Here is a 20,756-nt window from a genome sequence, read left to right as displayed (position 1 = left end):
ACGTGTCAGACGGCGAGGGCGTCGATGAGGATGTCGCGGTGGAAGGTTTGGGGAATGACGACCGGAGGGCGATCGCTCGTCGCGTCGAGGTGGTCGACCAGGGTCCCGCCGTGCGCGAGGCCGCCGTCGCGCACGACGTGGATCCTGTGCGCGACCGACGTCGCGACGCACTCGGGTCGGAGTGCGACCGCCATGGCGAGGGGGTCCGCGCGGCCGAAGGTCTCATTGGCGGCATAGGCGGCGTCGTTCGCCATTCGATGCTCGTGGAGTGCCCGCAGGGTGCGCGCCTCCACGGAGTCTCCCGACCACATCCGTGCGAGCTCGGAGGCGGTGAATCGCGTCTCCAGCGACGTGTCCCAGGTCAGTAGCGTCACGTCACGCATGCGTGACAGCGTCACTTCTGCGGCTTCTGCGTCGGCGAAGACGTTGAACTCGGCGTTGAGCGAGGCATTGCCGAATTGGGCGGGTGAGCCTCCCATGATCGTCACCGAGCGGACGAGGTCGGGAAGAGCCGGTTCAAGCAGCACCGCCAGCGCGAGATTTGTGAGCGGGCCGAGAGCGACGATGTCCAATTCACCGACATTGGCTCGCGCGGCATCGACGATGGCGCTCGCGGCGGGCGGCCCTTGGACCTGCGCTGTGGCCCGTTCGCGCGGGAAGCCGGCGAGACCATCGTCACCGTGTATGTGTGCCGCGTCGACGGTGGGTCCTACGAGCGGAGTCGCGGCTCCGCGGAAAAGCGGCACGGAAGGGGCCCACTGAGCCAGCAGCCATTCCGCGTTGTCGGTGACGCGGTCGAGCCCAACATTTCCGGCGATGGTCGTGACGATGAGCTGGTCGTGGGCGACCGAGCGCGTCGCCATCGCCAGGGCGTGGGCGTCGTCGATGCCGGGATCGGTGTCGATGAGAAGCACGGGCGGAGTAGTCCTTCACTGCAAGCGGGTGAGCCAAATCGATTTGTCATGACGGTACGCTTACCGGAGAACGCAAAGCAGCCACGAAACGGGAAAGTTACATGCCGGGAACGAGATCTTCACCGAGCGGCGACGGCACGCGCCCTGCGCGGGCGACGATCGCCGACGTCGCCCGGGAGGCGGGGGTCTCACGGACGACGGTTTCCCACGCCCTGTCCGGCAAGGGCCGCGTCGACCCGTCGACGCGCGCCCACGTGCGCGAGGTGGCGAATTCCCTCGGGTATCACCCGAGTCCGCGAGCGCAGAGCCTGCGGCGGGGCAGATCAGGAATGGTTGCGATCATGACGGCGTTGCCGCCGGAGATCGTCGGTGAGCACTCGGAGATGGGCTTCCTCCTCGACATGGCGATGCCCGCCGCACGCGCGCTCCTCGAGCACGGCGTCTCACTCGTCCTCGTCCCGCCCGGTGCGGCCCCCCGACATATCGACGAACTCGATATCGACGGCGCGATCGTCATCGATCCCCGGGTCGATGATGCGCACTGTCGGCGCCTCGCGGCGCGTGGTGTACGGGTCGTCACGGTCGGGATCGCCGAGGGAACGGGTGCGGATGCGGGCATCGACAGACGCATCCCCGACGGTGATCCCATGCTCGACCACCTGGAGGCTCAGGGGGCTCGCGAGATCGCGGTCATGCTGAGTTCGCAGGCGCACAGCATCGCCGTACATCTGGCCGGCATGCTCGACGAGAGGGACGGTCGATGGGGTTCCGCGCGTGTGCGCGTCATCCACGTGGACGCCGCGAGCGGTGAGGAGGGAGGCCGCGAGGCCGCGGCAAGACTCCTCCGCGAGCACCCGGAGACGGACGCGGTCTATGCGCCGCTCGACGCGTTCGCGGTCGGAGCCGTGGAGGCGGCGAAGGCGGCGGGTCTCGATGTCCCCGGCGACCTCATGGTCGCGACCAACTACGACGGCCCTCGCGCCGCTGCATCTCAGCCGCGGCTCACTGCCCTCGATCTGCGCCTTGCCGAGACGGCGCTCCTCGCCTCCGACCTTCTCGTCCGGACGCTGGCCGGGGAGGAGCCTGACATCGTGATGGCGCCGGCGCCCGCGCTCATCGCTCGTGCATCGACCCTCAAGAAGAAGGACAACGCCCCGTGACGCCGATCGTCTACCTCGCAGGCCCCGAGGTGTTTCTTCCCGCAGGTCTGGAGCTGATCGAGCGCAAGCGTGAGCTGGCGCGAGTCCATGGATTCGAGCCGACGCAGCTGCCGGCCGAGATGCTGCCGGTCGAGGCGGAGGACGCCTACGACCGCGGTGTGCAGATCAGCATGCTGAACGAGCGTCGCATGGACATGGCGACGGTGTGCATCGCCAATCTCACGCCGTTTCGCGGTATCAGTGCCGATGTCGGAACGGTGTATGAGCTCGGCTACATGGCGGCGCAGCGCAAAGCCGTCTTCGGCTACACGAACGACCCGCGCCCGTACCGTGACCGCGCCGCCGATCACTACGCCGCATCGGGTCCGGTCGAGCCCGACGGCGAGGGCGTGTTGAGAGCGCCGGATGGTCAGAAGGTCGAAGACCACAGGATGGCCGACAACCTCATGCTCGACGGAGGAATCTCCCTCAGAGGCGGACGATTCGTGCGCGCCGCCGTTCCGGCGGCGTGGGACGATCTCACGGCATTCGAGGCGTGCCTCGAGGTGGCGCGCGATGCCCTCGCGGGTGCGTGATTGCACCCTCCTGGAGCGAGCATCGATTCCGCGAAGGCTCCCTGCGACCTCGACCGATTGTCGCGCGCCCGCCCATCGCCGCACATGGCGGGTGCGGGCCTGAACTCACGCTCGCGGTTTCTGCTCCGCGGCCGACTTCCCGGCATCCGCTCGCTCTTCGCGTCGGCGCCCGGCGCGCGCGACGAGGAACAGCACCGAGCCGACGACGATGTACGCCAGCGCGCCGAGCCACACGACTCCCGTCTGCTGCGTGAGCAGGACGATGCTGGCGATGATCGCCAGCACCGGGACGACCCGCGGGACGCGGAAGTGGGGGTGGTCGACGACGTCCTTCTTCAGGACGAGCACACTGACGTTGGCGGCCAGGAAGACCAGGAGCAGCAGCAGAACGGTCGTCTCCGCGAGCGTGCCGACATCACCCACGAACGACAGGGCGATCGTCATGCCCGACACCACGAGAATCGACACCCACGGTGTACGGCGGCGGGGGAGCACCCGACCGAAGACGCGGGGCAAAAGCTCCGACTCGGCGAGGCCGTAGCCGACGCGACTGGCCATCACCATGAACAGCAGCGCGCCGTTGGCGATCGCGACGAGCGCGATCGTGCCGAACAGCCACGACGGCACGGCGAACCCGCTCGCGGCGACGACATCGAGGAGGGGTCCGCTGGACTCGGCGAGGTCGGCGGGTTCGACGACGATGACGGCGCCCAGGGCGATCAGCAGGTAGATCACGGCCGCCGTGCAGATCGCGCCGAAGAGTGCCCGCGGATACGTCCGTGACGGGTTCTTGACCTCCTCGGCCATGTTGGCCGCGGCTTCGAAGCCGAGGAAGGAGAAGAAGGCGATCACCGATGCGGCGAAGGCGCCCTGCAGGGGCGGCACATCGGGCGCGAACTCGAAGACGCGCCCGGGTTCACCGCCTCCGCTTCCGAACACCAGGGCGGCCACCACGATGACGATGACCAAGCCGGTGACCTCGATCATGGATGCCACGAGGTTGGCTCCGAGCGACTCTCGCACCCCGCGCAGGTTGATGAGGGTCAGGACGACGATGAAGGCGACCGCCGCGGGGATCGGGGGAACGTCGACCAGCGCGGCGAGATAGTCGCCCGCGAACGCGTTGGCGAGAGAGGCCGCCGTCGTGATGCCGGAGGCCATCATGAGGAATCCGACGAGGAACGACAGGTACGGGACACCGAACGCCCGATCCACGTATCGGGCCGCTCCGCCGGCGTGCGGGTACTTGGTGATCAACTCGGCGTAGGTGCCCGCCGTCAGCAGCGCGACGACGAGGGCGATGAGCAGCGGCAGCCAGATGACCCCGCCGACATCGGTGGCCATCGTCCCGACGAGGGTGTAGATGCCGGCACCGAGGGTGTCTCCGACGATGAAGGCGAACAGCAGGGGGCCGGTGACGACGCGCTTGAGCTTCCCCTCGGAGAAGGGGGGAGTGTCGATGTCCGTAGGCATCGTGACAGTTCACGCGTCGCGGGGCGCGTGCGCAAGTCGTTCCGTTCTCCGCGCGTATGTGCTTAGCGTTCTTCTGTCGGTGCTTCGTCGCGCGCGAAACCGCGGGAAGACGGCGATGCTCGCCGGCTCAGAGGGCCGCCTCATCGAGGTCACCTTCTCCGTGGTGCTGCCCTGAGATCGATCGACCTGACCCACCGCAACGGAGTCAGTAGCGCGCGAGCACCGACAGGAGGGGATCGCCCGCGGGCGCCTCCGGTCGCAGCGCCTGGGTCTCCACGCCGTCGAGGTGGGCGGCGACGTGATCGGCGGCCCCAGCGCCGTCGCCGGCGGCGAGGAGGGCGATGAGCTCGTCGTGTTCGTCGATCGAGGCGCCCTGGTCGATGTCGCGGCCGTAGATCGTCAGGATGAGGGCGGTCCGCGAGACCACCTCTGACATGTAGCGCTGCAGCAGCGCGTTTCCGCTCTCACGGGCCAGCAGGATGTGGAACTCGCCGCCCAATCGAGCGGATGCCGCGCTCTGGCGGGCCGTCCACGCTTCGCGTTCCGCGCGAGCGTGGGCGCGAAGCCGGTCGTGGATGCGATCGTCCCACCGCGCGGCGACGCGCAGCACCGCCTCCCGCTCGAGCGCCCGCCGGACGACGAAGGCGTCCCGGGCCTCCTCGATCGTGGGATGGGCGACCTCCGCCGACCGGCCGTGCGGGGAGTCCACGAGGCCGTCGCTCACGAGTCGCGCGAGAACGGTGCGCACGAGGGTCCGGCTGACACCGTAATGCGCCGCCAGGGTCTCCTCGCCGAGCTTCGTCCCCGGCGTCAGCGCCCCCTCGATGACGGCGGCGCGTACCGACGCGTACGCGCGCTCCGCGCGCTCCGTCGGCGTCTCGATGTCGTGAGCTGTCTTCTCTGCCACGGAAGAACTGTATACGGCAGCTGGCGGAATGCCCGTCGGTAGCGAGCTGGGAGGCAGAAACATCCCCGAATCATGAGCGAAACGCCCTCGACCTGTATACGCGATACAACCATGGCTGTATACAGAAAGGCGCACCGATGAACCTGACACTGACGGAGCAACAGCGCGAGCTTCTCGACCGTTCCGTTCTCGCCGGGGAGGCGAAGACGGTGAGCGACCTCGTGAGCATCGCCCTCCGTGAGACCGCGGAGGGCGTGGCATCCCGTCCCCTCCCCGGATCGCCGCGGATCGAGCGCGCCTGGCGCGACGACCTCGGCTTCACGGCCGGACCTGAGCGCGTCGTACGTGCCGAGCATCGGCTTCTCCCGGGCACGGGGAAAGCCTTCGAAGTCCGCGCCGGGCAGATCCTCCGCGTGGCACAGGTCGAGGGCGACCAGTGCGCCGACCTCAATGTCTTCTCGCTGCACGACTATCGCGAGGCGATGCACGTCGGCCGCACCCGCACGCTGCACGGCATCCACCCGGGGGAGGGGTCCTTCCTGTGGTCCGCGCCTCCACGTGAGCGGGCGATGATGTTCCTGCTCTCCGATGTGGCGGGCCTGAACGACACGCTCTTCCCGCGCTGCAGCGCGGCGATGTACGAGTCGATGTTCGGTTTCGCCGAGCACACCAATTGCGCCGACATGCAGGCGGAGGCGCAGCGGGAGTACGGGCTGACCCCGGACGATGTGCACGACTCGTTCAACCTCTTCATGGCCACGCGCGTGAACGCGGACGGATCGATCGAGGTGGTCCACCAGCACACCCCGGCGACGGCCTACGTCGAACTGCTCGCCGTGATGGATGTGCTCGCCGTGCCGAACGTCTGCGGAAACGACATCTTCCGCACGAGCAACTACTCCCTCCGGCCGCTGGATGTGACGGTGTTCGACGCCGCGGAGTCCGACCTCGACCGCGTGCCGCCGCTTCAGGTCCACCGCGCGCAACGCACCCCGGCCGACTTCGCGCAGCCCGAAATCCGCGTCGAGCGGCGCCTGAATCGCGATCCTTCCTACGAGCCCCGGTTCCCGCGTACCCCGGTGAAGGTCGAGAACGTGGCCGTGGAGTTGGCGGATGCCGACCTCGCTCGCTTGCGCGCGCACGCGCGCCGCGACCTATACGGCGACGACGACGAGGCTGCTCTCCGGGACATCGTCCTCAGCTGGTGGGTGCAGAGCCATGCATGACGTCGAGGACGTCGACGCCCTGACCCCGTACGAGCGCTACAAGCTCATGGCCTCCCTCATCGTCCCGCGCCCGATCGCGTGGGTGACGACCCTGAGCGCGGAGGGGATCCCCAACGCGGCTCCCTTCTCGATGTTCGCGATGGTCGGCGAAGACCCTCCGCTCGTGATGGTCAGCATCGACCGCCTCCCCGACGGTGCGCGCAAGGACACCGCGGCGAACATCGACGCCACCCGCGAGTTCGTCGTCCATCTCGTCGACCATCCTTTGGTGGAGTCGATGGATGCCACGAGCGTGCGGTATCCGCCCGAGGTGGACGAGCTCGCGCTCCGGGGGATCGCGACGGTGCCCGCGGCATCCGTCCGTCCGCCCGTCATCGCGGATGCGCCGGTCGCGCTCGAGTGCGTCCTCTGGTCGCGCATGGACATTCCGAGCCGCGAGATCTACTTCGGGCGAGTCCAGCTCCTCCGCACCCGCCCGGGTCTCGTGGACCGCTCGCGGATGCGGGTGCGGCTCACCGACTACGCCCCGGTCGCGCGGTTCGGGGCGAGCTTCTACACGACCACGCGCGATCGCTTCACCCTCACCGGCGACCCCGCCACCGACATCGACACTCTCTGACCCGCCCCGTCACCCACGTACCAGGAGAACCCCATGCGCAGACTCGCTCGTCCCCTGTCCGCCCTCGCTGCCGGCGCGATCGTCGCCGGCGTCCTCACCGGCTGCGCCTCGACCGGCAGCGCGGAAGCCCCGTCCGACGGCGCGGGCCTGTCCGTCGGCGCCGTCGACCTGTCCGAGGCGTGCCCGGCCACGGTCGTGATCCAGACCGATTGGAACCCCCAGGCCGAGCAGGGCGGCCTGTTCGGCCTCCTCGGCCCCGATGCCCGAATCGACGCCGGGAAGAAAAGCGTCTCCGGGCCGCTCATGGCGAAGGGGGAGTGGACGGGAGTGAACGTCGAGATCCGCGCCGGCGGACCCGCGATCGGCTTCTCGGGCGTGCCGGCACAGATGTACACCGACCCTGACATCCTGCTCGGATGGGTGAACACGGACGACGCCATCGCGGCATCCGACACCCTGCCGACGACCGCCGTCATGTCGACCTTCGAGAAGGCGCCCTGGGCGATCATGTGGGATCCGGAGACGTACCCCGACGTGCACTCCATCGCCGACCTCGGGAAGACGGATGCCACGGTGCGGTACTTCGACGGCACCACGTACATGGACTACCTCACCGGTTCGGGCCTGCTGCGCACGGACCAGCTCGACGGGTCCTACGACGGCACGCCCGCGGCGTTCATCGCCGCGGGCGGCACGGCCGCGCAGCAGGGGTTCGCGACGGTCGAACCGTGGGTTTACGAGAACGCGATTCCGGAGTGGGGCCGCCCCCTCGAGTATCAGCTCGTCGCCGACACCGGCTACCCGATCTACGCTGTCGCTCTCGCCGCGCGCAGCGCTGACATCGAAGCCCGCGCGGATTGCCTCTCGATGCTGGTGCCGGTGATCCAGCAGGCGAGCGTCGACTACTTCGCCGATCCGGCAGCGGCGAACGCGCTGATCGTGTCCGCGGTGGAGCAGTACGACAACGGCTGGGTGTATCCCGCGGCGGAGGCGGAGAACTCCACCACGCAGCAGCGCGCACTGGGACTGGCCGCGAACGGTCCCGACGGGACGTTCGGTTCCTTCGACGAGGATCGGGTTGCCCGGGTGCAGTCGATCGTGACGCCGATCCTCACGGAGAAGGGCGTGGCGGTGCCCGCGGGTCTCACCCCGGAGCAGCTGGCCACCAACCGGTTCCTCGACCCGGAGATCGCGCTTCCCTGATTCCTCCTCTCCCGCGCAGACCGCGGTGCGACCTCGATCGCACCGCGGTCTGCTTTTACGTCGGCGAATGTGTTGATTCATGTGGTTTCGTGTTGTACTGTGTGGGAATCTTCGAAGGGGATCCCGTGTACGCAATGGAGCGCCAGCAGCTCATCGAGCGCGAGTTGCGCGAGATCGGACGCGTCAGCGTCATCGACCTCGCCCGTCGTTTCGACGTCACCACTGAAACCGTTCGCCGCGACCTCGACCGTCTCGAGCAGACCGGCGCTCTTCGACGGGTCCATGGCGGTGCCGTCGGGATCGACCGGGCGAGCACGACCGAGATCTCACTGGCGGAGCGGCGCCTTCGTCAGGGCGACGCGAAGCGCGCGATCGGCGCGGAGGCCGCGCGGCTGCTGAGTTCGAGTTTCCGCGGGTCGATCTTCATCGATGCCGGCACGACTCCCGCGGCCGTCGCCGCCGAGCTCCCGCTCGTGCTCGGCGACAGCGCCGGCGAGGTCGAGATCGTGACGCACTCGCTCGAGGCGGCGCACCTTCTCGCAGGCGACGACCGCGTCTCGCTCACCGTGATCGGCGGGAAGGTCCGCGGAGTGACCGCGGCGGCGGTCGGCGCGCACACCGTCCGCTCGATCGGCGAGCTGCGCCCCGACATCGCCTTCGTGGGCACCAACGGGCTGAGCGCGGGCTTCGGTCTCAGCACGCCCGACCCGGAGGAGGCGGCCGTGAAGACGGCGATCATCCGCGCCGCGCGGCGCGTCGTGGTCGTCGCCGACACCGCCAAGTTCGGCGAGGAACTGCTCGTGCGTTTCGCGCGGCTGGATGAGATCGACGTTCTCGTGACGGACGGCGCGCCGCCCGCCCCGCTGGCCCAGGCCCTCGCCGACGCCGACGCGGAGGTGCGTGTCGCATGATCGTCACCCTCACTGCCAACCCGTCCGCCGACCGGGCCGTGCAGCTCATCGGGCCGCTCGTGCCCGGCGAGGTGCAGCGCGCCGAGTCCTCCCGGGAGGACGCCGGGGGCAAAGGCGTCAACGTCGCGCGGGTCGTGTCGGCCGCCGGTGCCCCCGCGCGCGCCGTCGTCCCCGTGAACGATCACGATCCGTATCGCCTGCTCCTCGACGACGCCGGTGTCGACCTCGACCTCGTGCCGGTCGCGGGCCGCGTGCGCGCGAACCTCACGATCACCGACCCGCGGGGCGAGACGACCAAGCTCAATCTTCCCGGTGCCGAACTGTCCGCCGCCGAAGCCGAAGCCGTCACCGCGGGGGTGGTCGCGGCCGCGGAGAACGCCACGTGGTTGGTGCTCGCCGGTTCCCTGCCGCCGGGTGTTCCGGTGACGTTCTACGCCGACCTCATCGCCGCGGTGCGCGATCGCTGGGGTGCGAACGCCCCCCGGATCGCGGTCGACGCGTCGGGCGAGGCCCTCGCGGCCGTTGTCGACGCCGCCCGGCCCGACCTCATCAAACCGAACCACGAAGAGCTCGCGGAGCTCGTGGGCGAGGATGCCGGGGCCGACGGCGACGTCATCGCCGAGGCCGCACGGCGCGCGGCGGCCCTCGTGCCCGAGCGCGTGGCATCCGCTCTCGTGACTCTGGGGGCCGACGGTGCGCTCCTCTTCGACGCCGAGGGTGCGTGGCGGGGAATCGCTCCGCGCATCCAGGTGGCCAGCACCGTGGGCGCGGGCGACAGCTCGCTCGCCGGCTACCTGCTCGCCGACCTCGAGGGGGCTACCGCCCCCGACCGACTCGCCCGCAGCATCGCGTACGGCGCGGCCGCGGCGACCCTGCCGGGGACACAAGCCCCGACACCGGCCGACCTGCCCGACGGGCCGATCGCCGTGACCGCTTTCACCACACCCACCGCAACACCCTGACCACGAAAGGTCACAAGACAATGTCCGACATCATCACACCGGAGCTCGTCAGCCTCGACGTGCCCCTGGGGGCCGACAAGCAGTCGGTCATCCGTGCTCTGGCCGAGCGCGTCGTCGCGCAGGGCCGCGCGACCAGCGCGCAGGAGCTCTTCGACGACGCATGGGCCCGCGAGCAGAAGGACGAGACGGGCCTGCCCGGCGGCATCGGCATTCCGCACGCGCGCAGCGCGTCGGTCACCGAACCCACGCTGGCCTTCGCCCGGCTCGCTCCCGGCGTCGACTTCGGGGCACCCGACGGCCCCGCCGACATCGTGTTCCTCATCGCCGCGCCCTCCGGTGCCGACGAGGCGCACCTCTCGGTGCTGTCGCAGCTCGCCCGCAGCCTCATGAAGCCGGAGTTCACCGGCGGTCTGCGCGAGGCAGCGACGCCGACCGGCGCCGTCCGCCTCATCACGGAAGCCGTCACCCCCGCAGCGGCTCCCGCAGAGGGCCCGACGGCCGCCGCGCCGGCGGCCACGCGTGCCGAGGCCCGCACCGCCACGGCGACGAAGACCACCAAGATCGTGGCGGTCACCGCGTGCGCCACCGGCATCGCCCACACCTTCATGGCTGCCGACGCCCTGACCGCCGCGGGTGCCGAGACCGACGGCGTCGAGCTCGTCGTTGAGCCGCAGGGCTCCAGCGGCTACAAGGCTCTGCCGCAGAGTGTCATCGACGACGCCGACGCCGTGATCTTCGCCGTCGACGTCGACGTGCGCGAACCGCAGCGGTTCGCCGGCAAGCCCGTCATCCGCGCCGGTGTCAAGCGCGGCATCGAGCAGCCGCAGCAGCTCATCGCCGAAGCGGTCGCCGCCGTCGACAACCCGAACGCCGCGCGCGTCGCAGGTTCGGCCGCGGGGGCCACCGGAGCCGGTTCCGCCGCGCCGGTCGCCCAGCAGTCGGTCGGGCGCCGCATCCAGCGCTGGTTGCTCACCGGTGTCAGCTACATGATCCCCTTCGTCGCCGGTGGCGGTCTGCTCATCGCGCTCGGCTTCCTGCTGGGCGGCTACCAGGTCACCCAGAACGCCGCGAACGTCATCATCCAGAACTCGCTGTGGGACCTCCCCACCGAGGACATCACGTCGCCGCTCGGACCGGTGGGCCAGTACCTCGGCTCCGTCGCGTTCATGATCGGCGCGACGTCGATGGGCTTCATCGTGGCGGTGCTCGCGGGGTTCATCGCCTACGCGATCGCCGATCGCCCCGGCATCGCCCCCGGGTTCGTCGCCGGTGCCGTCGCCGTGCTCATGAACGCCGGATTCATCGGCGGCATCATCGGCGGTCTGCTCGCCGGCTTCATCGCGTGGTGGCTCGGTCGCTTCGACGCCCCGCGCTGGCTGCGTGGGCTCATGCCGGTGGTGATCGTGCCGTTCCTGGGCTCGATCTTCGCCTCGGGCCTGATGATCCTCTTCCTCGGCCGCCCGATCGCCGCGCTCATGGCGGCGCTCACCGATGGGCTGACCTCGCTCGCCGCCTCGAGCGCCGGCGCGATCGTGCTGGGTGTGATCCTCGGCCTCATGATGTGCTTCGACCTCGGCGGACCGGTCAACAAGGTCGCGTACGTTTTCGCCACGACGGGTCTCGCCGCCGCGACACAGTCGAACACCGCGCCGTACCTGATCATGGCCGCCGTGATGGCCGCCGGCATGGTTCCGCCGCTGGCGATGGCCCTGGCATCCACCGTTCTGGCCCGGGGCAAGTTCACCCCGGTCGAGCGGGAGAACGGGGCGGCCGCGTGGCTGCTGGGGGCGTCGTTCATCTCCGAGGGTGCGATCCCGTTCGCCGCGGCCGACCCGCTGCGCGTGATCCCCGCCTCGATGGTGGGTGGGGCGATCACGGGCGGACTGAGCATGCTCATCGGCGTGCAGTCGTTCGCCCCCCACGGCGGTGTCTTCGTGTTCTTCGCGATCAACCCGTTCTGGGGTTTTGCCCTCGCAATCGCGGCGGGTACGGTCGTGACGGCGCTCATCGTCGTCGCTCTGAAGGGCATCGGCCGCAGCACCAAGGACGCCGTCGTCGCCGAGGCTGCGCCGGCAGCCACGGTCGCGGCCTAACACCCCGTCGAATCGGAAGGATTCACCATGGCAGAACGTCAGGCCACCATCGCCAGCAGCTCGGGTCTCCACGCCCGCCCCGCGAAGCTCTTCGTGCAGGCCGTGCAGGAGAAGAAGGTGCCCGTCACCATCTCGGCCGCGGGCGGCCCCGACCTCAACGCCGGCAGCATCCTGTCGCTCATGGGCCTCGGCGCCGGTCACGGCACCGTCGTGACGCTCAAGGCCGAGGGCGAGGGTGCCGAGCAGGCGCTGGATGAGCTCGTCGCGCTGCTCGAGACCGATCTCGACGCGCAGTAAGCGTCACTCTCAGAGAACACCGGATGCCACGGGCCGCAGGGCTCGTGGCATCCGGTGTTTCGTGCGCGAGCGTATGCGGCGTGCCGAACTCCGGAGGAAATGCGCATGCCGGGTGGCCGGGAGGCGGCTGGCCGGGCGGTGCGGCGAAAACTCCGGAGTCCGGCACGCCGATCGGGTCAGATCTCCGTCGAATCCCCGGGGCCGAGATCGACGAACGTGCCGCCGTTCTGCTCCACGGCCCAGGTCAGACGTGCGTCGCCCATCTGCTTCCCGGCCACCGAGAGGGTCATGTCATGGGTGGCGAACGCGCGTTCCGGCTTGACAGCCATCACGTAGTCCATCGCGTCGGCGATCTTCAGCCAGGGGGCTCCGACGGGTGCGGCCAGGAGCTTCACGGTGGTGTGCTTGGGGACGACGTACGAATCCCCGGGGTAGTAGAAGGCGTCATTGACCAGGACGCCGACGTTGTCGACGACGGGGATCGACTCGTGGATGACTTCGTGCGTGCCGCCGAAGAACTGCAGGTGGAACGGATCGAGGTCGAGGGTGTCACCGGGATGCACGACGGTGATGTCGAATCCCGCGGCGGCCTTCTGCACGCCCGCGGGGCCGTAGATCGGCACACCGGGGTGCGCCTTCTGCAGGCGGGTGAGGTGCTCGGGCGTCCAATGGTCGGGGTGCTCGTGCGTGATGACGACACCGACGAGACCGGTGAGGTCTTCGAGCGGCGAGGTGAAGACGCCGGGATCGATGACGAGGGTGTGACCGGCCTCGGTGAGCACGAGGGCCGCGTGTTCGCGTTTGGTGACCTGCATACCGCGAGTCAACTCCGCGGTGGAGGAGCCTGCAACCACTGGACGTCAGGCGTTCCGGGTGGCACGGGGCCTTGCCGCCGGTTTCGCGTTCGCTCTTCCACCCGGGGGCTGAGCGCGGTACCGTGGGCCTGACACGCCCGGGCTGCGAGTCATTCGCGGCCCGATTTGTCGTGCGCGGCATCCGTAGTGCATACTTGAACGGTTGCGACGCGGCCCCATCGTATAGCGGCCTAGTACGCCGCCCTCTCACGGCGGTAACGCGGGTTCGAATCCCGCTGGGGTCACCAACGAAAAGAAAGCCTCGACCAAGTGGTCGGGGCTTTCTTTTCGTCTCGCCGGTCTTTCCCTGGCCGGTCGCTGGACCGGAGCACGCCGGTCCAGCGGAATCAGGCGTCCCGGGACTCGCGGCGACGCCGAAGGGCCCGGCGCACGGTCCAGACGATCAGCACGACGACCCCGGCCACGGCGAGCCAGGGAAGCAGGAAGCCGAGGCCGATCACGACGCCGTTGAGCGTCGCGACCAAGCCGTTCCATCCGGCCACGAGTCCGTCGCCGAAGCCGGCCGGGTCCGCGGCCACGGTCTGCGCGCGCTCGTTCAGCTGAACGCTGAGCGACGACATGGCCACCTGCGACTCGATCGACTGCAGCACCTGCCGGTCGGAGTCCAGCTGCGCCTGACGGTCCGCGAGCGCGTTCTCGGCCGCGATGAGGTCGGCCACCGACCCGGCCTGCCCCATCAGCTCGGTGAGCCGGGCGACGGATGCCTCGCCTGCGGCGACGCGCGCCCGGAGATCGACCGTCTGCTCGGTGACATCGGATCGCGTGACGCTCGTCGCGGTGACCTCGCCGATGCCGGAGAGCCCGTCCATGACCGAGGTGAGGGCGTCCGCGGGGACGCGGACGGTGATCCAGGCCGACGACACCGCGGCGGTCTCGGGCAGGGCACCGTCCAGGGGAACGACGCCCGAGCCGCCGCCGACCTGCGAGGACTCGACGTAGCCGCCCGCCGCGGTCGCCGCATCCGACACGCGGTCGATCGCGGCGCGCACGTCGTCGACCGCCACCGTGCTGGAACCGGTGGCGACGATGTCGCGTCCGTCTTGCGCCGCGATGCTCGAGGAGTCCGCCGTACCGCCGGCGGATGCCTCGGGAAGCGCCTCGCCGCTGACGTCACGCAAGCCGTCGCCGCGGGAGCTGTCGAAGCTGAAACCGGGGTCGACGGCGCCGCCGGCTTCGCTGACAGACGAACCGGACATCGTCGGTGTCGTCAGCGAGGGACCGATGACGGCTGCGATCGCGAGTACGGCCGCTGCCGCACCGATCCCGCCCCACGTCAGCCGACGGCGTCGGCGGCGGCCGGCGCGCTCGTGGGCGATGCGAGCGAAGACGGCGGATTCGATGGCATCCACGCGGTCGTCGTGGAGCGGGGGGAGTGTCGGGGTGGTCATGGGGTCTCCGTCTCCATCGCGGTGGCGCGCACCCGGGAACGGATGCGGGAGAGGCGGTTGCGCACGGTGCCGTGGGAGACGCCGAGCGAGTCGGCGGCGGCCTGATAGCCGTACCCCTCGGCAGCGCACAGCCGGAAGATCTCGCGGTCGAGGTCGCCGAGCCCCTCGACCGCGCCCAGGATCGCGGCGACGGTCTCGGCCTCGACGACCTGATTCTCGACGTCGACGAGCGCAGGGATCCTCTCGTCCAGCTCGGCGGTCGTCCCGTGGCGGCGACGCGACCGCAGGCGGTTCTGCGCCTGCAACCGGCATACCGTCGCGAGCCACGGCAGCAGGGACGTCCCCTCGAGCGTCAGCTTCGGGATCTTGCGCCACGCGACGACGAAGGTCTCCTGCGCGACGTCCTCCGCATCGGCCTCGTCCTGGACGAGCCCGTACGCGATCCAGTACACCGGGCGTACGTACGCGCGGTAGAGCGAGCGGAACGCCGCCTCCGACCCGTCGGCGGCGCGCGCAACCAGCGCCCTGTCGTCGATCACGTCGTCGGTCATGGCATCCGTTCCCTCTGTCCGGCACGCTTGTGAGCACTCTCTCACTCAGGAGTGTCCGCGCGCGCGGGATCGTCTCACGCGCGATGCGGACCCCGGATGCCGCGACGGCGCGTGGGTCGATAGACTTCAGCGTTTCCCCCGACGAAAGGCCCTCATGGAGCTGCAGCTGGACCCGGTGTTCCAGACGGTGACGCTGGTGGTGCTGGTGCTGATCCTCGCCGCGGATCTGCTCATCATCCTCAAGCGTCCCCACATCCCCTCGCCCAAGGAATCGACCCTGTGGGTGGTCTTCTACGTCACGTTGGCGCTGATCTTCGCGGGTATCCTGTGGGCCGCTGCGGGGGGAGAGGTCGCGGGCCAGTTCGTCGCCGGATGGCTCACCGAGTACAGCCTGTCGATCGACAACCTGTTCGTCTTCGTCCTGATCATGGGGCAGTTCGCCGTGCCGCGCCGCTACCAGCAGGAGGTGCTGATGGTGGGCATCATCATCGCGCTCGTCCTGCGCGGCGCGTTCATCCTCGTGGGTGCGACGATCATCGAGAACTTCAGCCCGATCTTCTACGTCTTCGGCGCGTTCCTGATCTTCACGGCGGTCCGTCAGGCCTTCCCCGGCGATGACCATGACGACGACGTCCGCAGAGAGAACGTGATCGTCCGGATGCTGCGCCGCGTGCTCCCCATCAGCGAGTCCTACGACGGCAAGAAGGTGCTGACCCGCATCGACGGCAAGCGCGTGTTCACGCCCATGATCATCGTCTTCGCGGCGATCGGCGTGACCGATCTCCTCTTCGCGATCGACTCGATCCCGGCCATCTTCGGCATCACGCAGAGCCCGTTCATCGTGTTCACGGCCAACCTGTTCGCTCTCATGGGGTTGCGGCAGCTCTACTTCCTCCTCGGCGATCTGCTCGAGCGCCTGCGGTTCCTGCACTACGGCATCGCGTTCATCCTCGCCTTCATCGGCGTGAAGCTGATCCTGCACGCGATGCACGTCAACGAATTGCCGTTCCTCAACGGCGGCGAGCCGATCGAGTGGGCGCCCGAGATCTCCACGTGGGTCTCGCTCGCCGTCATCGTGCTGTCGATGGCCGTCGCGACGGTCGCGAGCCTCGTCGCGTCGCGACGCGAACCGTCCTCTGCCGGACCGCAGGATGCCGCCACACAGGTCGCAGACGAGAAGGGGACCCCGCCGACGGTCGATCGGCCCGGACGCGACTGACCCCTCGTCAGAACGCGCGGAGATTCGCGCCGAGACCCCCGTCGACGTACTCCTCGCGCAGGATGCCGCGGCGTCGCAGGATGGGCACGAGGTCGTCGAGCAGTCGGTGCACCGTGACCGGATGCAGGTCGCCCCACAGCAGCACGCCGTCGTTCCCCCACTCGCCGAGCTCTTCGATGCGGTCGGCGAACTCGTCGGCGGTGCCCACGAACCCCGATCCGTCGTTCAGGCGGCCGAGGCGCGCGTGCGCCGCGAGGATCGTCCGCAGGGGCACGTCGGGTTCATGCGAGCCGACCAGGCGGCGGATGCTGCCCTCCGAGACGTGTTCGCCGAAGATCGAGCGGTCCAGCGGACCGTCGAGGTCGAGATCGGTGAGGTCGGTCTCGAGGTCGCTCGACTGCTTGCGGGCGATGGCCCGGAGCGCTGCGTCGTCGGGGTGCGCGGATGCCGCGACGATCCGGTCGGCCTCCTCCGGCGACGAGACGAGCACGGGCTGGATCGCGAACAGGATCTTCACGTCGCCGGGCGCGCGGCCAGAGGCCTCGGCGGCGGCGTGGATGCGTGCGCGGTACGCCCGGATGCTCCGCTCGTCCAGCGGCGCGAGGGCCAGCTGCACGTCGGAGTTGCGTCCGGCGAACGCCAGGCCGCGGCCGGAACCGCCGGGAGAGACGATCGCCGGTTCCCCGTCGGTGAACGGCAGGGCGTTCAGGGGACCGTCGAAGCCGAAGTACTCGCCGCGGTGCTGCGTCGCGGCCAGCCGGGTGCCGTCCGCGTAGACGCCCGACTCCTCGTCCTCGACGAGGGCGCCGTCGCCCCAGCTGCGCCACAGGGACCGCAGGCCGTCGAGCCACTCCTCTGCTCTGTCGTAGGCGGCGTCGTGCCCGAGCTGCGGCGCCGTCGAGAAGTGTCGCGCGCTGCCGGTGTCGGTGACCACGTTCACGCCCAGGCGATGTCCGCTCAGGTGCTGCAGCGTGGCGAACTGTCGCGCGGCGGTGTACGGGAGGTACGCCGCCGGGTTGACCGTCGGGACGACGCCGAGGTGACGGGTCGCGGCGAACAGGTACGGCGCGAGCAGGAGCGGGTCGTGCTTGGGTCCGCCGAACGCGTGTCGAACGCGCAGATCGATCGTCTCCGCGGTGCCGAGCGAGGGGGCGTCCTCGATGATCAGCAGATCGAAGCCTGCGTGCTCGAGCGTGCGCGCCGAGTCCTGGTACAGGCCCGGCTCGGTCCAGCGGTGGTTCCACCGCAGGTACGGGTGCCCCCAGCCGTGCGGGCCGAATCCGCGGGCGAGAAACCAGCCGAAGTGCTGCAGGCGTGTCACAGCACGGCCACCTCTCGCACGGTGCCGCGGTCGGCGGCATCCGTCCGGTCTCCACCGCGGGCGAGGGATGCCAGCCCTTCGAGCGCCTGCGCGAGGTCTGCCACGATGTCGTCGACGTCCTCGATCCCGATGGAGAGACGCAGTGTGCCGGGGAAGACTCCGGCGCGCTCGCGCTCGGCGACGGTCCGTGCGGAGTGGCTCGTGCTCTGCGGGTGGAGGATCAGCGAACGGACGTCCCCGAGGTGGGTCATGTGGGTGATGAGGCGCACCGACTGCACGACGTGCCGCGCCGCCTCGAGGCCGCCGCGAAGCGTCACGGTGAACACCGACCCGCTGCCGCGTGCGAGATATCGGCGACCGAGGGCGTGATGCGGGTGCGAGGGGAGGCCGACGTAGTCGACGCGCTCGACCTCGGGTCGTGACTCGAGCCAGTGCGCGACGGCGAGCGCGTTGGCCGACTGCCGTTCGACGCGCAGGCTGAGCGTTTCGACGCCTTGCCCGATGAGGAACGCGTTGAGCGGTGAGGGGGAGGGGCCGAACCGGGGAGCGACGCTCTCGCGCAGGTACGCCCCGCGCGCGCGGCGGCCGTGCTTCTCGGCGTAGCTCGGGCCGCCGAGGCGGTCGGTTCCCACGAGGTGCGGGGAGAGATGTCCGGATGCCGCGGCGTCGAACCGTCCGTCGTCGACGATGACGCCACCCAGGACGGCGCCCTGGCCGGCGAGGAACTTGCTGGCCGAGTGCACGACGAGCGCCGCGCCGTGCTCGATCGGGCGGAGGAGGTACGGCGTGGTGAAGGTGCTGTCGACGACGAGCGGGATCCCGCGTTCGGCGCCGATCGCGGCGACCGCGGACACATCGAGCACGTCGTTGCGGGCGTTGGAGAGCGTCTCGGCGAAGAGCGCCTTGGTCCGGGGCCTGATGGCAGCGCGCCAGGCGTCGAGGTCCGCGGTCTCGACGAAGGTCACCGTGATGCCGAGGCGGGAGAGGTTGTCCAGGAGCAGGCCGCGCGTGCCCTCGTAGATGTGCTCCGACACGACGATGTGGTCGCCGGCATCCAGGAGTCCGAGGAGGGCGACGGTGACCGCGGCTTGACCGCTCGAGACGAGGATCGCCTGGTCTCCGCCCTCGAGCGACGCGATCCTCTCCTCGACCGCCTGCACCGTGGGGTTACCGGTGCGGCTGTAGCCGAACCCGCTGCCGGTGGAGAAGTGGGCGGCGGACTCGTCGAGGTCGGAGAACGTGAAGCCGGCCGTCAGGTAGATCGGCGTCGTCCGGGGCGACGCGGGCGCGGCCTGCGCGCCCGCATGCACCTGACGGGTCGAGAATCCGGTGTCTTCCTGCGCGCCCATACGGCCCTCTCCTTCCAGCGGGTGGCGACAGGGTCGCACGTCGGCCCGCACGGCACCGAAATGTGCGGCGCCGTGTTACGCGGAGGGGCGTCGTCGCCCGGTGGTATCGTGGCGACGTGCGGATCGTCGGCCTCCTCCTTAGCGGCCGCGACGAGACCTTGTTCTAGGCCTTTCTCGTCGCGGAGTTCGTCGCGGGCCTCACATCCCATCCGAGGAGAAACGCAAGTCTCATGAGCACGACATCGATCGACGGCATCCACGTTCCCGATCGCCCGCGCACCCTGGCCGAGAAGGTCTGGGACGACCACCTGGTCGTGAAGGGCGAGGACGGTCAGCCCGATCTCATCTACATCGACCTCCACTTGGTGCACGAGGTCACGAGCCCTCAGGCCTTCGACGGCCTGCGCGCCGAGGGTCGCCCCGTCCGACGGCTCGACCTCACCATCGCCACGGAAGACCACAACACCCCCACGCTCGACATCGACAAGCCGATCGCCGACCTGACCAGCCGCACGCAGATCGAGACGCTGCGCCGCAACGCCAAGGAGTTCGGTGTGCGCATCCACTCGCTCGGCGACAAGGAGCAGGGCATCGTCCACGTCGTGGGTCCGCAGCTGGGCCTGACGATGCCGGGTATCACCGTGGTCTGCGGCGACAGCCACACCTCGACGCACGGTGCCTTCGGGGCGATGGCGTTCGGCATCGGCACGAGCGAGGTCGAGCACGTCCTGGCGACGCAGACGCTGCCCCTCAAGCCCTTCAAGACGATGGCCATCACCGTCGAGGGCGAGCTGAAGCCCGGCGTCACGGCCAAGGACATCATCCTCGCCGTCATCGCCAAGATCGGCACCAACGGCGGTCAGGGCTACGTGCTCGAGTTCCGCGGCAGCGCCATCCGCTCCCTCTCGATGGAGGGACGCATGACGATGTGCAACATGTCGATCGAGGCCGGAGCCCGCGCGGGCATGGTCGCGCCCGACGACACGACCTTCGCCTATCTCGAGGGGCGTCCGCACGCGCCGCAGGGCCAGGACTGGGAGGACGCCGTCGCGTACTGGCGGACGCTGCCGAGCGACGAGGGAGCCGTCTACGACGCCGAGGTCTTCCTCGACGCGAACGAACTGGAGCCCTTCGTCACGTGGGGGACGAACCCCGGTCAGGGCGTCTCGCTCTCCGATGTCGTGCCGACTCCGGCCGAGATCGCCGACGCGAACGAGCGCGCCGCCGCCGAACGCGCGCTGGAGTACATGGCGCTCGAGCCGGGCACCCCGATGAAGGACATCCCGGTGGATGCCGTCTTCATGGGTTCGTGCACGAACAGCCGGATCGAGGACCTCCGGGCCTTCGCCTCGATCATCCGCGGTCGCACGAAGGCCGACAACGTCCGTGTCATGGTCGTCCCGGGCTCGGCGCGCGTGCGCCTGGAGGCCGAGGCCGAGGGCCTGGACAAGGTCTTCACCGAGTTCGGTGCCGAGTGGCGTTTCGCCGGCTGCTCGATGTGCCTGGGCATGAACCCCGACCAGCTCGCCCCGGGCGAGCGCTGCGCGTCGACGTCGAACCGGAACTTCGAGGGACGCCAGGGCAAGGGCGGACGCACGCATCTCGTCTCCCCGTTGGTGGCGGCGGCGACCGCGGTGCGCGGAACACTGTCGAGTCCCGCCGATCTCGATCCGCTGCCCGCGGAGACCGTCGCGACCGGGGCGGAGGCCTGAC

General features: G+C 69.7%; 19 protein-coding genes, 1 tRNA gene and 1 pseudogene. 13 read left to right on the top strand and 8 right to left on the bottom strand.

Features of this window, described 5'->3' with window-relative positions:
• Positions 1-5: 5 nt before the first annotated feature.
• On the bottom strand, positions 6-914 hold the full coding sequence (locus LL239_RS10105; protein ID WP_228163314.1) for a nucleoside hydrolase: 909 nt from the start codon (positions 912-914) through the stop codon (positions 6-8).
• A gap of 101 nt (positions 915-1,015) precedes the next feature.
• Between LL239_RS10105 and LL239_RS18135 the strand changes: the two are divergent.
• From LL239_RS18135 to LL239_RS10095, 3 genes and pseudogenes are all read left to right on the top strand, one after another.
• A pseudogene (locus tag LL239_RS18135) lies at positions 1,016-1,195 on the top strand (LacI family DNA-binding transcriptional regulator); the annotation flags it as partial.
• Positions 1,196-1,255: 60 nt separating this feature from the next.
• On the top strand, positions 1,256-2,074 hold the full coding sequence (locus LL239_RS10100) for a substrate-binding domain-containing protein (protein WP_228163313.1): 819 nt from the start codon (positions 1,256-1,258) through the stop codon (positions 2,072-2,074).
• On the top strand, positions 2,071-2,649 hold the full coding sequence (locus tag LL239_RS10095) for a nucleoside 2-deoxyribosyltransferase (protein ID WP_228163312.1): 579 nt from the start codon (positions 2,071-2,073) through the stop codon (positions 2,647-2,649). Before LL239_RS10100 ends, LL239_RS10095 begins: the two co-directional genes overlap by 4 nt.
• 105 nt (positions 2,650-2,754) lie before the next feature.
• Here the strand turns inward: LL239_RS10095 and LL239_RS10090 are convergent, their stop codons facing one another.
• A complete protein-coding gene (locus LL239_RS10090; protein WP_228163311.1) occupies positions 2,755-4,122 on the bottom strand; it encodes an APC family permease in 1,368 nt (455 codons plus the stop codon).
• A gap of 205 nt (positions 4,123-4,327) precedes the next feature.
• Positions 4,328-5,029 (bottom strand): GntR family transcriptional regulator, encoded by a 702-nt coding sequence (locus LL239_RS10085; RefSeq protein ID WP_228163310.1) that lies wholly within the window; start codon positions 5,027-5,029, stop codon positions 4,328-4,330.
• Between the two features lie 137 nt (positions 5,030-5,166).
• Between LL239_RS10085 and LL239_RS10080 the strand changes: the two genes are divergently transcribed.
• The 7 genes from LL239_RS10080 (at position 5,167) to LL239_RS10050 (ending at position 12,340) form a co-directional block, all read left to right on the top strand.
• Complete coding sequence (locus LL239_RS10080; RefSeq protein ID WP_228163309.1) at positions 5,167-6,255, top strand: DUF1989 domain-containing protein; 1,089 nt, start codon at positions 5,167-5,169, stop codon at positions 6,253-6,255.
• Entirely contained in the window at positions 6,248-6,874 is a 627-nt protein-coding gene (locus LL239_RS10075; protein WP_228163308.1) for a flavin reductase family protein, read from the top strand. The genes LL239_RS10080 and LL239_RS10075 overlap by 8 nt, the downstream gene beginning before the upstream one ends.
• A gap of 33 nt (positions 6,875-6,907) precedes the next feature.
• On the top strand, positions 6,908-8,077 hold the full coding sequence (locus LL239_RS10070; protein WP_228163307.1) for an ABC transporter substrate-binding protein: 1,170 nt from the start codon (positions 6,908-6,910) through the stop codon (positions 8,075-8,077).
• Between the two features lie 125 nt (positions 8,078-8,202).
• On the top strand, positions 8,203-8,988 hold the full coding sequence (locus LL239_RS10065) for a DeoR/GlpR family DNA-binding transcription regulator (RefSeq protein WP_228163306.1): 786 nt from the start codon (positions 8,203-8,205) through the stop codon (positions 8,986-8,988).
• Positions 8,985-9,950 (top strand): 1-phosphofructokinase family hexose kinase, encoded by a 966-nt coding sequence (locus LL239_RS10060; protein ID WP_228163305.1) that lies wholly within the window; start codon positions 8,985-8,987, stop codon positions 9,948-9,950. The genes LL239_RS10065 and LL239_RS10060 overlap by 4 nt, the downstream gene beginning before the upstream one ends.
• Before the next feature lie 20 nt (positions 9,951-9,970).
• Positions 9,971-12,043, top strand: a complete 2,073-nt coding sequence (locus LL239_RS10055; RefSeq protein WP_228163304.1) for a PTS fructose transporter subunit IIABC — start codon at positions 9,971-9,973, stop codon at positions 12,041-12,043.
• A 27-nt stretch (positions 12,044-12,070) separates the two neighbouring features.
• The gene (locus tag LL239_RS10050) at positions 12,071-12,340 is read left to right on the top strand and encodes an HPr family phosphocarrier protein (protein ID WP_063257512.1); all 270 of its coding nucleotides are present in this window, start codon (positions 12,071-12,073) and stop codon (positions 12,338-12,340) included.
• A 176-nt stretch (positions 12,341-12,516) separates the two neighbouring features.
• Here LL239_RS10050 and LL239_RS10045 read toward each other — a convergent pair whose 3' ends face one another.
• A complete protein-coding gene (locus LL239_RS10045; protein WP_228163303.1) occupies positions 12,517-13,155 on the bottom strand; it encodes an MBL fold metallo-hydrolase in 639 nt (212 codons plus the stop codon).
• A 211-nt stretch (positions 13,156-13,366) separates the two neighbouring features.
• On the opposite strand from LL239_RS10045, the gene LL239_RS10040 reads away from it, so the two are divergent.
• Positions 13,367-13,442: transfer RNA gene (locus LL239_RS10040), tRNA-Glu, on the top strand.
• A gap of 99 nt (positions 13,443-13,541) precedes the next feature.
• Here LL239_RS10040 and LL239_RS10035 read toward each other — a convergent pair.
• Together LL239_RS10035 and LL239_RS10030 are read right to left on the bottom strand one after the other, a co-directional pair.
• Positions 13,542-14,603: a DUF4349 domain-containing protein gene (locus LL239_RS10035; protein WP_228163302.1), complete on the bottom strand. Its 1,062-nt coding sequence runs from the start codon at positions 14,601-14,603 to the stop codon at positions 13,542-13,544.
• Positions 14,600-15,154, bottom strand: coding sequence for an RNA polymerase sigma factor (locus LL239_RS10030; protein ID WP_228163301.1), 555 nt, complete (start codon positions 15,152-15,154; stop codon positions 14,600-14,602). The genes LL239_RS10035 and LL239_RS10030 overlap by 4 nt, the downstream gene beginning before the upstream one ends.
• 154 nt (positions 15,155-15,308) lie before the next feature.
• Between LL239_RS10030 and LL239_RS10025 the strand changes: the two genes are divergently transcribed.
• A complete protein-coding gene (locus tag LL239_RS10025; RefSeq protein ID WP_228163300.1) occupies positions 15,309-16,373 on the top strand; it encodes a TerC family protein in 1,065 nt (354 codons plus the stop codon).
• Between the two features lie 7 nt (positions 16,374-16,380).
• On the opposite strand, the gene LL239_RS10020 is transcribed toward LL239_RS10025, so the two are convergent.
• Positions 16,381-17,694, bottom strand: coding sequence for an LLM class flavin-dependent oxidoreductase (locus LL239_RS10020; protein ID WP_228163299.1), 1,314 nt, complete (start codon positions 17,692-17,694; stop codon positions 16,381-16,383).
• The gene (locus LL239_RS10015; RefSeq protein WP_228163298.1) at positions 17,691-19,043 is read right to left on the bottom strand and encodes an O-acetylhomoserine aminocarboxypropyltransferase/cysteine synthase family protein; all 1,353 of its coding nucleotides are present in this window, start codon (positions 19,041-19,043) and stop codon (positions 17,691-17,693) included. Before LL239_RS10015 ends, LL239_RS10020 begins: the two co-directional genes overlap by 4 nt.
• A 230-nt stretch (positions 19,044-19,273) precedes the next feature.
• Between LL239_RS10015 and leuC the strand changes: the two genes are divergently transcribed.
• Positions 19,274-20,755, top strand: coding sequence for a 3-isopropylmalate dehydratase large subunit (gene leuC / locus LL239_RS10010; protein WP_228163297.1), 1,482 nt, complete (start codon positions 19,274-19,276; stop codon positions 20,753-20,755).
• Position 20,756: the final 1 nt, after the last annotated feature.

Source organism: Microbacterium testaceum (genome assembly GCF_020781835.1).
Lineage (GTDB): Bacteria > Actinomycetota > Actinomycetes > Actinomycetales > Microbacteriaceae > Microbacterium > Microbacterium testaceum_H.
The sequence above is the reverse complement of the archived record's forward strand: the minus strand, read 5'-3'. Positions and strand labels throughout refer to the sequence as shown.